Origin of the sequence: Galbibacter marinus (assembly GCF_000300875.1) — a bacterium.
In the GTDB taxonomy this organism is placed as follows: domain Bacteria; phylum Bacteroidota; class Bacteroidia; order Flavobacteriales; family Flavobacteriaceae; genus Galbibacter; species Galbibacter marinus.
The window spans coordinates 256,913-272,611 of record NZ_AMSG01000001.1; the positions used below are offsets into that span (position 1 = coordinate 256,913).

Consider the following 15,699-nt stretch of genomic DNA (forward strand, 5'->3'; position numbering starts at 1 on the left):
ATGATTAATTAGTGTTAAAAATACATTTTTTAATAACCTATTTTAATTTTATTCATGCAAAAACAGTATCTTGGATTTTTAAAACCATTAAAATCCAGCAATGTGAAAACAAAAAACACCAGAAGAACATTTATTAGGAACTCAGGTCTAGCAGTAGCAGGTCTTGGCATGTCTAACATTATAACTGCCCAACAGGCCAGTTCCCTCTTTACTAATTTAGCACCTAGCGACCGATTAAATTTTGGTGTCATTGGTTGTAATGGTATGGGATGGGCCAATATGAACGCACATCTTAAAATACCTGGAGTCCAATGTGTGGCACTAGCAGATGTGGATCAAAGTGTGTTAGCTAGAAGAGCTGCTGACTTGAAAAAAATGGGCCATAACAATAAGGTATCCTTATATAAGGACTATCGCAAACTCTTGGAAAACAAGGACGTCGATGTGGTCATTATAGGAACCCCAGATCACTGGCATTGTTTAAACTTTGTAGATGCTTGCCAGGCTGGTAAACATGTATATGTTGAAAAACCACTAGCCAACTCCATTGAAGAATGTTCAATCATGGTAGATGCTACTAAGAGATACAACACCATCGCACAAGTAGGACAATGGCAGCGTAGTGGTTCACAATATCAACAAGCAGCTGATTATATAGCAACAGGAGCATTGGGTAATATCCGACTAGTAAAATGTTGGGCCTATCAAGGATGGATGAAACCAGTTCCACCAGTAGCAGATAGTACGCCACCTGAGGGAGTTGATTATAAAATGTGGTTGGGACCTGCACCAAAACGTAATTTTAATAAAAATAGATTTCATTTTAATTTTAGATGGTTCTGGGATTATGCGGGTGGACTAATGACCGACTGGGGTGTACATGAAATTGACATAGCATTAAAAATAATGAATGCCTCTGCTCCAAAATCCATTATGGCTTCAGGGGGGAAATTAGCCTATCCAAATGATGCTTCTGAGACTCCAGACACCCTACAAACGGTATTCGAATATGATGACTTTAACCTTTTGTGGGAACACGCCACTGGAATTAATCAAGGAAATTACGGAAGATCAGAAGGAATAGCTTTTGTAGGTAACAACGGAACACTAGTAGTAGATCGCCAAGGCTGGGAAGTGATGCCAGAGTATGATTATAAGGACGGTAAACGAGAACCTAAAGTATCAGAAATTGCACTTACTGAAAAATCAAATGAGGCGCTTGATGATCATGCGCAAAATTTTGTTGATGTGATCAAAGGCAATGAGACCAAGCTACGATGTAGTGTTGAACAAGGAGCGATCTCTGCAGTGAATGCTCATATGGGAAATATCGCATTTAAGACTGGTGAAAAAATATATTGGGATAGTAAAACAAATCAGTTCAAAGATAATGCCTCGGCCAATGAGCTAGTCAAAGCCCATTACCACAATGGCTGGGAATTGCCAAAAATATAATCTGCTTTTAAGAGCAATAACATTTAAATAATTCAATAAAAACCAAAACGGCAGTACTTCTATAAAAGTGAGATACTGCCGTTTACTATAAACAAATGCGTTTTATCCTTTTAATATATCATTAGGTACTGCCTCCTTATTAAGGAATAAAGAATTGGTTTTTAATAGGATATGGTTTTTTGTCACATACAAATATCCTTGGTGATCGTTCCCTGTTCCCCAGGAGTTCTTCACGATATAGTACTTTTTATTATTCTGATCCTTTCCCCTTTCCAACAATCTGCATCGCATGATCATCAGTTGTGGAATAGTTGTGAAAAGCTTGTTTCTCATGGCTTCACTAATTTCCATCTCTACTTTAGGCCCATTAAACATAGTTTTCGGTCCTCATCGCTCATATCTTTGTAAAGCAATTCTGGAACATAGGCAATACCGTTTTTCCAACTAAAATGTTTTCGCTCACATCTGCTGCCCATCCAACGGTGTAGCCATGATCCAGAGCACTTTCAATGACACTTATAAAGTCATTCATGCTTACATTATAAGCATAATCAAAGCTCCAATTGTCAGGAACTGGGATGAATACTTCCTAATACACCGGTTCATGAGCTAAGGCTACCTATTCTACAAAGGATTCCGCCTTTACCCCAACAACCTCTTGTGCGAAAGTTTTAGGAGTATAGGTTTTTCCTTGATACTCAAAAGATTCTGGAACAGTGCCTAAGTAGCTATCTAAAATAGCGGTAAAAGCAGTAAGCCAATTTGGGCCGCAAGTGAGGTGTTATTTTCCAATGCTTTAATGAGGTTAACTTGAGCATGTACCCCAAAAGTCAGCAAGGCCATACCTGCTGCAATACATATTTTTTTAATTTTATGATGTTTAATTTAACGGGTCCAATGTGTAAAAATATAACAAAAGCCATTCTTAAAATTATATTTAAATTTTTTGTAGTGATTTTCCCCAGTTATTCACCCTTCAGGATTTTGTTGTTGTAAATAAAAATTTCCACAAAATAACCTTCCAAATACCTGAATTAGCAACGTTAAAACTTTTTAGATTCTCCTTGATATGGATCAAAACAAGTAACAACAATGCCAAACAAATTGTATTTTTAACTTCTAATGGTTATACTTATAATATAATACACTATAAATGAGCATATTAAATGAAATACACCATAAATTAGCCTTGTTTTTACGCAAGTACTATTCCAATGAACTGCTTAAAGGGCTCTTTCTCTTTATTAGTGTTGGGTTGTTGTATTTTATAGGCATCGTTCTACTTGAGTATTTCTTATGGCTGAGCACATCCTCCCGGAGGGTACTTTTTTGGGCTTTTGTAGCAATTGAAGTGCTTTTGTTTATAAAATTTATTTGCATTCCATTATTGTATTTATTTAGGCTTCGCAAAGGCATCGACCATAAAGAAGCCTCCAAAATTATTGGAAATCACTTCCCTTCGGTGGGTGATAAACTTTTAAATTTTCTACAACTTTCAAAGGACAAAACCCAGTCCGATTTATTGCTAGCCAGTATTGAGCAAAAAGGAAATGATCTTAAGCCAATCCCTTTTCAAATGGCTATAAGTTATAAGAGAAATTTAAAGTATGCTTATTATGCTGCGATCCCAGTTGTATTAATTCTATTGGTTACAATAATTGGAAAGATGAATCTTTTTACCGATAGCTATAAGCGCGTGGTGGACTACCAAACTGCTTACGCCCCACCAGCTCCTTTTGAGTTTCTAATTACAAATGATTCCCTTAAAACACTTAAAGGGAAATCTTTTACTCTAGAGGTAGAAACCCAAGGCAGTCGTGTGCCTGAAGACATTCAAATAGTTATTGGGGAAAATAGATTTTTTATGGAAAAATCAAGTACAACAATCCATCAGTATACCTTTGTGCAACCTATTGAGGACATTGAATTTCAACTGCAAGCAACAGGAGTAAATTCAATTCCCTACCAGCTAAAAGTTATACCAACTCCGAGTCTTCTTTCCTTTGAAATGACCTTAAATTATCCCAATTATACAGGAAAATCGACAGACACTTTAAAAAGTACAGGAAATGCTACCATCCTTGAAGGCACTGAGATTCACTGGGTATTTAATTCAGAGAACACCGACAAAATTTCCATGGCACTTTTAGACAGCACCCATGTGTTATCAAAATCCCAGCAGCAGTTTTCTTTAAAAAAACGCATCTATGACAATACTTCCTATAGCGTTGCTACAAGCAACGATTATTTGATCGATTATGAAAAGCTTAATTTCAACCTCGAAGTTATAAAAGATCAATATCCTACAATTACCGTTAAGGAGCATATAGATAGCAGCGCGGTTAACAGAAAAATATACACTGGTTCGCTTAGTGATGATTATGGAATAACAAAATTAGAAATTTTCTATAAAGCCACTGATAGTGATAGTCTACTTAAAAGGAATATTCCTATAATCGGTCAAACCGTGGATCGTTTTGTCTATGAATTTCCAACAGGTTTAACATTAAAAGAATCTGTCGACTACCAATACTATTTCCAAGTAACAGATAACGATGCCATAAGAGGTGGGAAAGTTTCTAAAAGTCAACAATTTCACTATAGAAAATTAAGCCATAGTGAATTGCAGCAAGAGCAACTTAAAAATCAAAAACAAACCATACAGCAACTCCAAAACACTTTCGAGCAGTCTGAAGAACAAAAACAACAGCTCAATGAAATAAATGCCATAAACAAACAAAAAAATCAACTAAATTTTAATGATAAAAAAAAGATAGATCAATTCTTATCACGGCAGCTTGAACAAAACCAAATGATGGAAAAATTTCAGAACAAACTGATTGAAAACCTAAGTGAATTTCAGAAAACAAATAAAGAGAAATCCCAATTCAATGATCTTCTTAAAGAGCGTCTAGAGCGAAGACAAAAGCAACTTGAAGAAAATGAAAAGATGATGGAGGAGCTTTCTAAACTCGCAGATAAAATCAAGAAAGAGGAATTCAGTAAGCGGTTGGAAGATATGGCCAAAAACCAGAATAACAACAGTAGAAGTCTAGAACAAATCTTAGAATTAACCAAACGTTATTATGTTCAAGCCAAGGCAGAAAAATTAAAAAATGACATTCTTTCCTTATCTGAAAGGCAATCGGAATTGGCTAAAAAAGAAAATAGCAGTAGTGATGATCAACAAAGATTAAACGCTGAATTTGATAAAATACAACAAGAATTAGAACTTTTAGAAAAGGAAAACAAGCTGCTAAAAAAACCTATGGATCTAACAAGGGACGAGCCCATGGAAGAGCAAATTAAGCAGCAACAAAAACAAGCGAAAGAGAAGTTAGACCAGGGCGCTTCAAAAACAGATGCAAAAAATCACCAGAAAAAGGCAGCCGAAAAATTACAACAACTAGGATCGCAGATGAAAAACCAAATGCAATCTGGTTCACAAGAGAGTTTACAAGAAGACGCCGATATGTTACGGCAAATTTTAGATAACCTAGTACTGTTTTCATTAAAGCAAGAAAGCCTAATGCAGCGCATTGGAGTGTTAAAGGAAAGTAACACAAACCTTTCGGTATATTTAAAGGAGCAGAACGATTTAAAATCAGTATTTGAGCATGTAGATGACAGTCTATTTACTTTATCATTACGCCAACCAAAGTTAACTGAGCAGATTAATAAAGATGTAAATGATGTTTACTATAACATCGATAAATCTTTGGAAGAGTTTGCTGAGAATCAAACATACCAAGGAGTATCCTATCAACAATATGCGCTCACAGCAACGAATTCATTAGCTGATTTTTTGAGCAACATTTTGGATAATATGCAAGAAAGTTTATCGATGGGCTCTGGGGAGGGTACAAAGGATTTTCAATTACCAGATATCATTCAGTCGCAAGAACAATTAAATAAATCCATGCAGGATGCTATGGGTAAGCAACAAGAAAATAAACAAAATGACAACAAAGGAGAACCCTCTCAAGGTGAAAATGGGGAAGAAATGTCAGAAAAACTGTTTGAGATTTACAAAGAACAACAATTTCTAAGAAATGCTTTGGAAGGACAAATGGATAAACTTCAAAACCCTTCAGATAAACTCAACACTAAAAAAGCCATTGAAGAAATGAAGCAATTAGAAAATGATTTGATTGAAAAAGGTTTTACGCGAGATAATGAGCAAAAAATGCTTCAACTCCAACATCAATTATTAAAACTAGAAAACGCTGCCATGCAGCAAGGGGAAAAACCAGAGCGTGAGAGTACTACTAATGATCAAAATTTTACAAATCCTATAGAAAACCTAAATCCTGATATTCAACAATATTTAAATGAAGTTGAAATATTAAATAGACAAAGCTTACCTTTGCGGCAAATTTATAAAGAGAAGGTAAATACTTATTTTAAAACCGATGATTAATTTTCATTATGAAACAGATTTTCTTATTGATAACCCTGCGCAATATAGCAGCTGGATAGAAAACATCATTTCGTCAGAATCTAAAAACTGTGGTGAAGTGAATTATATCTTTTGTGATGATAATTATCTTTTTAAAATAAATGTTGAATACCTAGATCATGACACACTTACAGATATCATTAGTTTTGATTATTCTGATCACACCACCATTCAAGGTGATATTTTCATTTCCATTGAGCGAGTAAGAGAAAATGCTAAAGAATATAACGTATCCTTAGAGAATGAACTTCGAAGAGTTATGGCGCATGGCATCTTACATTACTGTGGATATAAAGATAAAACCGAAGAAGATAGTAAATTAATGCGACAAAAAGAAGAAGAAAAAATCGCCTTATTTAAATAGACTCCCCGATCAATCCCACAAATAACAAGGATTTTCCCTGCTGTTTCACGTGGAACAATAAAATTTACAAATTCAGAACATATAAGATCCTATGTATGATTCATGGGATACTGTTCTAAATTTCGTTTTTTTGCAAAATAAATTGAATAGATAAAAACCCAAATTTATGTTTGATAAACAATATGATGTAATTGTTGTAGGTGCTGGCCATGCTGGTTCTGAAGCTGCAGCTGCTTCAGCCAATATGGGAGCAAGTACGTTATTAGTAACAATGAACCTTCAAAATATTGCACAAATGTCTTGTAATCCCGCTATGGGAGGAATTGCAAAAGGACAAATTGTACGAGAAATTGATGCCATGGGTGGATATTCTGGAATAGTTACTGATAAAACAGCCATACAATTTAAAATGCTCAACAAATCAAAAGGTCCTGCAATGTGGTCTCCAAGAGCACAGAGTGATCGTATGCGTTTTGCAGAACAATGGCGATTAATGTTAGAGCAAACTCCTAACGTAGATTTCTACCAGGAAATGGTTTCTGGTTTAATTATAAACAATGGTGTTATAAAAGGAGTACGTACTTCCTTAGGAATAGAGATCAGATCTAAAGCTGTAGTTCTAACTAATGGGACGTTTTTAAATGGTTTAATTCATATTGGAGACAAACAATTTGGAGGTGGACGCGCAGGAGAAAAAGCCGCAACAGGTATAACAGAGGATCTAATAAAATGTGGATTTGAATCTGGAAGAATGAAGACTGGAACTCCACCTAGAGTTGATGGAAGATCATTAGATTTTAGCAAAATGACCGTTCAACCAGGTGATGAAAACCCTGATAAGTTTTCTTATTCAAATGTTACAAAACCATTGGAGCATCAAAGGGATTGTCATATGACTTACACCAGTGGTAAAGTACATGATCTATTAAGAGAAGGCTTCGATCGCTCTCCTATGTTTAATGGTAGAATAAAAAGTATAGGTCCTCGATACTGCCCTTCAATTGAAGATAAAATAAACAGATTTGCAGATAAAGATCGTCATCAAATCTTTGTTGAGCCAGAAGGGTGGGACACGGTTGAATACTATGTAAATGGATTTTCTACTTCCTTACCAGAGGAAGTCCAATTTAAAGCTTTACGATCAGTAGAAGGTTTTGAAAATGTAAAGTTTTTTAGACCTGGTTACGCCATCGAATATGACTACTTCCCTCCTACGCAATTAAAGCATACATTAGAAACAAAGCTTATAGAAGGATTGTACTTTGCTGGTCAAATTAATGGAACAACAGGTTATGAAGAAGCGGCTTCTCAAGGACTAATGGCTGGTATAAATGCTGCCTTAAAAGTACAGGAGAAATCAGAATTTATACTTAAGAGAAATGAAGCTTATATTGGAGTTCTAATAGATGATCTAATAACAAAGGGCACAGAAGAACCTTATCGTATGTTCACCTCCAGAGCAGAATATAGAACCTTACTAAGACAAGATAACGCAGATTTACGTCTTACTCCAATGAGCCATGAAATTGGATTAGCATCTCTAGAAAGATTGAAACGTATGGAGGAAAAACAAAAAGCATCCGATGCCTTTGTTCAGTTTTTCAGAGATACTAGTGTAAAGCCAGAGGTAATAAATCCTATATTGGAATCTGTAGATTCTTCGACCATGAAACAATCTGATAAGATGTTTAAAATCTTTGCAAGACCTAATATTACCTTAGAGTATTTAAGAAAAATTGATAGTGTTAAAAAATACATCGAAGAGAATAATTTGGATACCGAAGTATTAGAACAAACAGAGATTCAAGTAAAATATTCAGGCTACATTGATAAAGAAAAAAACAATGCAGACAAACTAAATCGTTTAGAAGAAATAAAAATTCCAGAGCAATTTAACTACGATAATTTAAAATCCTTATCCTTTGAGGCTAAAGAAAAATTAAAAAAGATTCGGCCAACAACCCTATCTCAAGCTTCAAGAATAAGCGGAGTTTCACCAAGTGATATTAGCGTAATGCTTGTCCATATGGGCAGATAATTTTAAAGGGTTCCACGTGGAACCCTTTTTATTTTTTATATACTATCTTGCGTATTTTTAAATTATGGTAGAGTATCCCACACATATTATTTGTAAAGATCATCTGGTAAGCGGTGAAGAATTTCATATTAAAGAAACACCTATTAAGGGTGTTTTAAAAACTTATCCAACACCTGATAAGAACAAAATTGGATACTATTATGAAAGTAATTCGTATATATCGCACACAGATTCTAAGGATAATTTTATTGATAAAATTTATCAGTTCGTAAAAAACTATGCAATAAAAAGCAAGTATAAAACCATACTAAAACTTAAACCGAATACCAAGAAACTATTAGACATAGGAAGTGGAACGGGGGACTTTTTGAGTGCTTCTAAAAACTATAATATAAGTTCAACAGGGACTGAACCAAACGAACATGCGAGGAAATTATCCAAAGCAAAAGGAAATAACGTAGTTAAAGAACTTGAAGAATTAAAGGGTGATAAATTTGATGTTATAACTCTATGGCATGTATTAGAACATGTTTATGAACCATCGGCTTATTTAAAAAAAATAGACGCGCTTTTAAACAAAGATGGTATTTTACTCATTGCCGTTCCAAACTATAATTCATCCGACGCCAAACATTATAAAAACTATTGGGCTGCTTATGATGTTCCTCGACATCTTTGGCACTTTAGTAAAACAGGAATGAAAGAATTGCTGGAGAAACAGAATTTTAAAATAACAAAATACAAGGCCCTACCCTTTGATTCATTTTATGTAAGTTTATTATCAGAGGAAAATAAAAGTGGTAGAAAAAATTTGGTAAAAGCATTCTCTATTGGCCTTCTTTCTAATTTAAAGGCTAAAAGCACCAGCGAGTACTCCTCAATCCTCTATATAGCTAAAAAAAATACCAAATAACGCTTTATAGAGCGTTTAAAGGGCTATAATCTAATAAGCTTAACATACTTATAGAAAGAAAATTAAAACGCCGTAAACAGCTTTATATAAACTCAATTTTAATAATTAAAACTTATTTATAAATTAATAACTATAAATTATAGTAATACCAATAATTTTCAGCTTCTAAATCAAAAATTCGAGTTACTTTTCTATTTTTGCTATCAACATAAAATTTAAATAAAAACCATGAAAAAAATAATTTTAATCATAACCGTTGCTTTGGCATCAGTTTCTTGTCAACAAGACAAAATCGCTTTTGTAGATAATACTAAGCTATTAAACGAGTATCAAGAAAAAATAGATATAGAAGCAAAATACAAAACAATATTTGAAGCTTTCGGTAAAAAAAGAGATAGTATCACCCAGGCTTTTCAAGTAGAAGCACAAGCCTTCCAAGAAGAGGCTCAGAAACTATCACAGAATGCTGCACAGGAAAAATATCAATCTTTAATGCAGAAAAGCCAAACGGTTCAACAACAAATTCAAGGTGAAGAACAACAATTAGCCATGGAAAGTCAAGGTGAAATTGATTCATTGCTAAAGAAAGTAAAAGAATTTGTAGTTGATTATGGAAAAACAAATGGATATACTTTTATTCTTGGAAAAAATGATGCCGGAAGTGTTATGTACGGAGAGAGCAGCAAAGATATTACTGACCAGGTACTAAAGGCTTTAAATGATAAATATAAGAAATAACAAATCAACTATTTCAGAATCAAAAAGACGTATAGCAATATGCGTCTTTTTTTATTTGGCAGAAATAAGATCACTGCTAACCCAGATTTAAGTAAACTTTGACTCCGAAAAAAATAAAATAAACAACTAGTGAAAAATTAAAATAGATCATTACATTTGCATCCATCACAACAGCGCAGAGTAGCGTTAATTTACACGTGATAAATGGGTCATTAACTCAGTTGGTTTAGAGTGTCACCTTGACAGGGTGGAAGTCACTGGTTCGAGTCCAGTATGACCCACAAAATTATACATTCTTTAGGAGCTTATCACCTACTTCTTTTGCTCTCTAATATTTTCAATAACATGCTTTATTTTCTCCTTCTCTCCTGGAAAAATACCTTGTAGCATAAGTACAAAACCAAAGAAAACAATTACCAAGCTGATAATTCGTTTTATTTTAAAAATCCTACGAGGAGTTAGTTTTGTTCTAAGTTGCTTTGCAAGTAGAATCTTAAAGCAATCAACGATCAAATATGTAGCGAGAATGGTTGTCAGAAATACAAAAATACGCCGGTCTTCCATTTCTAATTTTGGACCAAAAATAAATATGATTCCCAACCAAAAACCCAGTACACCAACATTAATAAAATTAAGTAAAAAACCATTGATAAACAGTCTAATATAATTACGTTTGACCGTTACTTGGTTGATAGCATTTCTAATATCTCTTTTAAAATCTGTTTTACATTTACGAAATGAAACATAACCATAAACGATAAGTACGATTCCTCCTAGAATAAACAAGGAAGGTTCGTCCTTTATTTTGTGTAATATTCTATTGGTACTGTAATAGGCGATAAGAATAAACAAGAAGTCCCCTAAAACCACACCCAAATCAAAAGCAAGGGCAGCCCTAAATCCCTTAACAGCACCAGTTTGTAGTAAAACAAAAAAAACTGGTCCTATGGTAAAGGACAACAAGATTCCAAGCGGTATTGCCGTAAATATATCTTGAATCATTTAACTATAGATAAACTAACAGTTTAAGGTATTCTTAATTCTTAAAAAATAACAAAGCAAAGGTACACAATGCGAATGATTCTCTTCCTAGAGAAATCAAAAAGAATACTACGGCGTTGCTTTTTGAAAAAGGATCTGCTAACTCAACGACATTTTACATTTCGTTGATAGTACCACCGATAAAAGTTTGCTTTTCTAATACTGTAGGATTTCCGTAAACATTGATAGTACCTCCTACTCTAACTTTAGCATCTGCATAATCACTTGCTGAAATATGAGCCGTACCACCAGCTTTCACCATGGCTTTGGTCTGAGAAGACTCTAACTCTTTACCATTATATTGCCCCCCAGTATTGACGTCTATATCCTGATTAGAAGCTTTCCCTTTAAGAGATAAAATTCCTCCAGAAGTAGCCTTCGCTTCAAGACGCTGTACATCGAGTTCCAATTCAATTTCCGCTTTTTCCTGAGCACGTAAATCAAGATCAATTTGGGACCAAACATCCTGGCTTGTTACAAACGAATTTTCATTTGCGTCAATAGCATCAATCATACCTTTAGCATATAAAGTTACATAGGTAGTATGCCCATTAAAAACTTCATTAATACTCATCCTAATTTTTAACTTTCCGTTTTTATTAACAACCACCACATCTGCTGCATTTTTACCAGATATAATAGCCTGATCTTTATTACCCTTTATCAATGTAACAGAAAGACCATCATATACTTTAACCTCATGGAACTCTCCTAGATCCTTGGTTAAATTATCCTGGGCTACTAATGAAGTCACACCACATAGAAACATTATTATTGCGAAATACTTTTTCATTTTCCTTAATTTAAATTAAAAACTAAAGGTAATCCAGAATTTAAATTTTAAAGAATTCTAAAACCCAAAAAATGTTAATTTGTAAGTTTTTTTCCAGTGATAACAAAATCAAGATGTCGTTTTTGAAGGTCAAAACTTTTCATCTTCACAAAAACTTCATCTCCTAATTGATATATTTTTCCAAAATTTTCGCCGACCACGGAATAAGTACTCGCATCAAATTCGTAGTAATCATCTCTTAAATCAGAAACCCTTACCATTCCTTCACATTTGTTTTCTATAATCTCAACATAGATACCCCATTCGGTTACACCTGATATAACACCCAAGAATTCTTCATCGAAACGATCTTCCATATACTTGATTTGCATATACTTTATAGAATCTCTCTCAGCATTGGTAGCCAAAATTTCCATATCCGTGGCATGTTTACATTTTCGTTCGATAATTTCTGCATCCACAGAGGATCCACCATCGAGATAGTGTTGTAATAAACGATGAACCATCACATCTGGATAACGCCGTATTGGAGAGGTAAAATGTGTATAATAATCAAACCCTAAACCATAATGTCCAATATTTTCAGTGGTATAAATAGCCTTACTCATAGTTCTTATTGCCAAAGTATCAACTAAATTCTGCTCCTTCTTTCCTTGTACATCATCCAATAGACTATTTAAAGAGCTCGTGAGGCTTTTTTTACTCTTCATATCTATCCTATATCCAAACTTTGCAATAACGCCTTGCAATTGCATTAATTTCTCTTCATCTGGATCATCATGTATGCGATATACAAATGTTTTTTTCTGCTTTCCGATGTACTCAGCAACTTTACGATTGGCCAGCAACATAAATTCCTCAATGAGTTTATTTGCCTCCTTAGAAGTTTTAAAATAAACTCCAATAGGTTCATTATTATCATTTAAGTCAAACTTTACCTCAACCTTATCAAATGAAATAGCTCCAGCATCCATACGTCGTTTACGCATGATTTTAGCCACGTCATTTAGTTTTAAAATTGCATCTGAAATTTGGGTTTCTACCTGGTACTCTTCACCTGTTAAAGAAATCCTTTTTGGTATGATATTAGACTGAGTTTCAATAATCGATTGGGCTTCTTCATAGGAGAACCTAGCATCGGAATAAGTAACGGTTCTACCAAACCACTTATCGAGAATCTGTCCATCATTATTCATTTTAAAGACAGCTGAAAAGGTATACTTTTCTTCGTGAGGTCTAAGTGAACATGCATTATTGGAGAGTATCTCTGGAAGCATGGGTACTACTCTATCCACTAAATACACCGAAGTAGCTCTACTATATGCTTCTTCTTCTAAAACTGAATTGGTATCCATGTAATAGGAGACATCAGCAATATGAATTCCAATTTCAAAATTTCCATCTTCCAATGGTTCAAATGATAAGGCATCATCAAAGTCTTTTGCATCCTTAGGGTCAATGGTAAAGGTAAGAACCTTCCTCATATCACGGCGCTTACTAATTTCTTCTTCGGTTATGGATGTATCCAAGCCATTAGCATAATGAGTAACCTCTAATGGAAAGTCATATGGTAAACCGTATTCGGCTAAAATAGCGTGCATTTCTGTTTCATGTTCACCAGGAACTCCGAGAACTTCAACAACTTTACCAACAGGAGAATCTGCCTTTTTTGGCCATTCTACCAATTCTACGATCACTAGTTCACCGTGTTTTGCTGTACTTATATTTTCTATAGGAATGTAGAAATCAGTATAGATCTTTGTATCTGAAGGTCTAAGAAATCCAAACTTATCCTCCAAGTGCAATAAACCGACAAAAGTGGTTTTACTACGTTCGAGTATTTTGGTGATTTCTCCCTCAGGATTCTTACCGTGTTTACGACGTGGAAAAATATAAACCTCAACAACATCACCATCAAAGGCTTTGTTTATCGAATGTGAAGGGATAAAAACATCATCTTCTAAGTCATCTATAATTACATATCCATTACCTGAAGAAGTTAAATCTAAAATTCCCTTGTGGTAATTGCGTTTCACAATAGCTTTATACTTACCTGTTTCAACTTCTAATATTCTTTTTTCTTTCTTAAGCTTTCCTAGCTTCTTGATAAGTTCATTTCTTCCTTTGGTATCTTTCAAGCCCAATTTGGAAGCAATTTGTTTGTAATTAAAACTTTTTTCACGGTCGTTTTCCAAGACCGTAAATATTCCTTTAGTTAACTCATTTTTAAACTGTTTATGAGCTCTTTTTTCTCTTTTTGACATATAATATTTTTGATTCTTTAAAGTACAAATAATTCATTTATACCGAATTCATTTTCGTAGAACATTTTAGTTATTTAATAAATTGGAACAACACTGTTGCGCAATGCAAACTAAAAGAGTAGATAATACTTTGATTCTAAGTGATTTAAATTTACAATCATTTATGAAACTTGTGGCCTAGTAATGCCTATAAGTACAGTAGTAGTTAAAATTTAAACAATGCTTAATACACGTTCTTCTTTACAATATTCGTTAAAAGTAAGAAACTAAAACTACAAATTAGGATTTGCTCTAAAATGTTAACGCAATTTTAAAGAAAAAAATCATTAAATTTAACTGAAAAGGCAAATTAATGATGATACCATGAAAAATTTCAAACTCGTTGCCACATTTACCTATCCACATGAATGTTATGTGTTAAAGCACGTGCTCGATGACCAGGATATCCCCTTTTATCTTGAAAATGAAACCATGGTTGGAATTTCTCCTTTTTACTCCAATGCTCTGGGCGGCATAAAACTTTTCGTACACAAACATTACGTCGACTACGTAAAGGATATACTAAAGAACCTTGAGGATCCAAACAGCCATCTTAAGATCGTTTAATACGCTATCAGACTAAAATAATTTTCAAAACTACATTTTAAAAAACGAAGAAGAGTTATCCACTTATTAACTATTATAAACATATATATCTTTTTCTTTTAAAATTTAAAAATAAAAATGATGCTTATGATTGTGTGTTAATTTGTACAGTAACTTTTTAAGTTATTACTTGTATATATTACTTATCGATACTTATGCACAGATATTAACAATTAAGGTTTTATTTAATAGGTTGAATTTGAATAAAAGATGATAGTTTTTGAACAGTTGTTAACAACGAAGTTAACATCGTTTTTTTGATAAGTATTTTGAATTTTCATTGTTAATAACCTCTTAAAAGTAGTTGATGAAATGTAGATTAAAAAGCAAAGAATGTACTTGCATTATTGACAAATATTTACAATCAGCATTTTAAATTGAATTAACCAAATAAACTTAATAGATTTAAGTAAATAAATATCAACAATTCTACTGGTATGTTAATAGGTTGACTATTAAATTATTGTAAAATTAAATTAACATGGGTGTTCATAAAGTTAAAAACATTGTATTTGCTAACTTTGTGAAAGATCAATTACATTAAAAATCATGAAAATAGCAATTGGAAATGACCACGCTGGTACCGAGTATAAAGTGGCAGTTGTTGAATACCTTCAGTCAAAAGGAATCGAAGTTTTAAATTTTGGAACTGATAGTTCTGATAGTGTTGATTATCCAGATTTTGTTCATCCAGTAGCCTCAAAGGTGAACGAAAAAGAAGTTGATTTTGGTATTTTAATTTGTGGCTCTGGAAATGGTGTTGCCATGACCGCTAACAAATACCAAAATGTTCGTGCTGGATTGTGCTGGAATAAGGAAATAGTACAACTAATACGAGAGCATAATAATGCAAATATATTATGTCTTCCAGCTAGATTTACCTCCATCGCTCAGGTGATTGAAATGGTAAGAGTTTATTTGGAAACGGAATTTTTAGCAGGTCGCCACGCGAATCGTATCGGAAAGATCCCATTACAATGTTAAATTCT

The 15,699-nt window shown here is 33.7% G+C and carries 13 protein-coding genes and 1 tRNA gene; 9 read left to right on the top strand and 5 right to left on the bottom strand.

Annotated elements, in window-relative coordinates; genetic code table 11:
• Positions 1 to 54 precede the first annotated feature (54 nt).
• The gene (locus I215_RS01145) at positions 55 to 1,455 is read left to right on the top strand and encodes a Gfo/Idh/MocA family protein (protein ID WP_008990107.1); all 1,401 of its coding nucleotides are present in this window, start codon (positions 55 to 57) and stop codon (positions 1,453 to 1,455) included.
• A gap of 102 nt (positions 1,456 to 1,557) precedes the next feature.
• On the opposite strand, the gene I215_RS15645 is transcribed toward I215_RS01145, so the two are convergent.
• Positions 1,558 to 1,788: a C1 family peptidase gene (locus tag I215_RS15645; protein WP_162131547.1), complete on the bottom strand. Its 231-nt coding sequence runs from the start codon at positions 1,786 to 1,788 to the stop codon at positions 1,558 to 1,560.
• A 61-nt stretch (positions 1,789 to 1,849) separates the two neighbouring features.
• Positions 1,850 to 1,987, bottom strand: a complete 138-nt coding sequence (locus tag I215_RS16065) for a hypothetical protein (RefSeq protein ID WP_156800159.1) — start codon at positions 1,985 to 1,987, stop codon at positions 1,850 to 1,852.
• A 621-nt stretch (positions 1,988 to 2,608) separates the two neighbouring features.
• Between I215_RS16065 and I215_RS01155 the strand changes: the two genes are divergently transcribed.
• The 6 genes from I215_RS01155 (at position 2,609) to I215_RS01180 (ending at position 10,248) form a co-directional block, all read left to right on the top strand.
• A complete protein-coding gene (locus I215_RS01155) occupies positions 2,609 to 5,875 on the top strand; it encodes a DUF4175 family protein (RefSeq protein ID WP_008990109.1) in 3,267 nt (1,088 codons plus the stop codon).
• Entirely contained in the window at positions 5,868 to 6,278 is a 411-nt protein-coding gene (gene ybeY, locus I215_RS01160; protein ID WP_008990110.1) for an rRNA maturation RNase YbeY, read from the top strand. The genes I215_RS01155 and ybeY overlap by 8 nt, the downstream gene beginning before the upstream one ends.
• A 166-nt stretch (positions 6,279 to 6,444) precedes the next feature.
• On the top strand, positions 6,445 to 8,316 hold the full coding sequence (gene mnmG, locus I215_RS01165; RefSeq protein WP_008990111.1) for a tRNA uridine-5-carboxymethylaminomethyl(34) synthesis enzyme MnmG: 1,872 nt from the start codon (positions 6,445 to 6,447) through the stop codon (positions 8,314 to 8,316).
• Positions 8,317 to 8,380: 64 nt separating this feature from the next.
• On the top strand, positions 8,381 to 9,229 hold the full coding sequence (locus I215_RS01170; protein WP_008990112.1) for a class I SAM-dependent methyltransferase: 849 nt from the start codon (positions 8,381 to 8,383) through the stop codon (positions 9,227 to 9,229).
• 228 nt (positions 9,230 to 9,457) lie between these two features.
• Positions 9,458 to 9,967, top strand: a complete 510-nt coding sequence (locus I215_RS01175; protein WP_008990113.1) for an OmpH family outer membrane protein — start codon at positions 9,458 to 9,460, stop codon at positions 9,965 to 9,967.
• Positions 9,968 to 10,173: 206 nt separating this feature from the next.
• Positions 10,174 to 10,248, top strand: a tRNA-Val gene (locus tag I215_RS01180).
• A 31-nt stretch (positions 10,249 to 10,279) separates the two neighbouring features.
• On the opposite strand, the gene I215_RS01185 is transcribed toward I215_RS01180, so the two are convergent.
• The 3 genes from I215_RS01185 to rnr form a co-directional block, all read right to left on the bottom strand.
• The gene (locus I215_RS01185) at positions 10,280 to 10,969 is read right to left on the bottom strand and encodes a LysE family translocator (protein ID WP_008990114.1); all 690 of its coding nucleotides are present in this window, start codon (positions 10,967 to 10,969) and stop codon (positions 10,280 to 10,282) included.
• A gap of 154 nt (positions 10,970 to 11,123) precedes the next feature.
• Positions 11,124 to 11,801: a head GIN domain-containing protein gene (locus tag I215_RS01190; RefSeq protein WP_008990115.1), complete on the bottom strand. Its 678-nt coding sequence runs from the start codon at positions 11,799 to 11,801 to the stop codon at positions 11,124 to 11,126.
• Between the two features lie 74 nt (positions 11,802 to 11,875).
• A complete protein-coding gene (rnr, locus tag I215_RS01195) occupies positions 11,876 to 14,065 on the bottom strand; it encodes a ribonuclease R (RefSeq protein WP_008990116.1) in 2,190 nt (729 codons plus the stop codon).
• 363 nt (positions 14,066 to 14,428) lie between these two features.
• Between rnr and I215_RS01200 the strand changes: the two genes are divergently transcribed.
• On the top strand, positions 14,429 to 14,671 hold the full coding sequence (locus tag I215_RS01200) for a hypothetical protein (RefSeq protein ID WP_008990117.1): 243 nt from the start codon (positions 14,429 to 14,431) through the stop codon (positions 14,669 to 14,671).
• Between the two features lie 588 nt (positions 14,672 to 15,259).
• Positions 15,260 to 15,694, top strand: a complete 435-nt coding sequence (rpiB, locus tag I215_RS01205) for a ribose 5-phosphate isomerase B (RefSeq protein ID WP_008990118.1) — start codon at positions 15,260 to 15,262, stop codon at positions 15,692 to 15,694.
• The last annotated feature ends 5 nt before the right edge of the window (positions 15,695 to 15,699 follow it).

What these genes read in the sequence shown, in the direction of transcription:
- rnr (WP_008990116.1), bottom strand. Translation starts at nt 14,065, where the DNA reads ATGTCAAAAAGAGAAAAAAGAGCTCATAAACAGTTTAAAAATGAGTTA.
- rpiB (WP_008990118.1), top strand. Translation starts at nt 15,260, where the DNA reads ATGAAAATAGCAATTGGAAATGACCACGCTGGTACCGAGTATAAAGTG.
- I215_RS01185 (WP_008990114.1), bottom strand. Translation starts at nt 10,969, where the DNA reads ATGATTCAAGATATATTTACGGCAATACCGCTTGGAATCTTGTTGTCC.
- I215_RS01170 (WP_008990112.1), top strand. Translation starts at nt 8,381, where the DNA reads ATGGTAGAGTATCCCACACATATTATTTGTAAAGATCATCTGGTAAGC.
- I215_RS01190 (WP_008990115.1), bottom strand. Translation starts at nt 11,801, where the DNA reads ATGAAAAAGTATTTCGCAATAATAATGTTTCTATGTGGTGTGACTTCA.
- mnmG (WP_008990111.1), top strand. Translation starts at nt 6,445, where the DNA reads ATGTTTGATAAACAATATGATGTAATTGTTGTAGGTGCTGGCCATGCT.
- I215_RS01175 (WP_008990113.1), top strand. Translation starts at nt 9,458, where the DNA reads ATGAAAAAAATAATTTTAATCATAACCGTTGCTTTGGCATCAGTTTCT.
- I215_RS01145 (WP_008990107.1), top strand. Translation starts at nt 55, where the DNA reads ATGCAAAAACAGTATCTTGGATTTTTAAAACCATTAAAATCCAGCAAT.
- I215_RS01200 (WP_008990117.1), top strand. Translation starts at nt 14,429, where the DNA reads ATGAAAAATTTCAAACTCGTTGCCACATTTACCTATCCACATGAATGT.
- I215_RS16065 (WP_156800159.1), bottom strand. Translation starts at nt 1,987, where the DNA reads ATGAATGACTTTATAAGTGTCATTGAAAGTGCTCTGGATCATGGCTAC.
- I215_RS15645 (WP_162131547.1), bottom strand. Translation starts at nt 1,788, where the DNA reads ATGAGAAACAAGCTTTTCACAACTATTCCACAACTGATGATCATGCGA.
- I215_RS01155 (WP_008990109.1), top strand. Translation starts at nt 2,609, where the DNA reads ATGAGCATATTAAATGAAATACACCATAAATTAGCCTTGTTTTTACGC.
- ybeY (WP_008990110.1), top strand. Translation starts at nt 5,868, where the DNA reads ATGATTAATTTTCATTATGAAACAGATTTTCTTATTGATAACCCTGCG.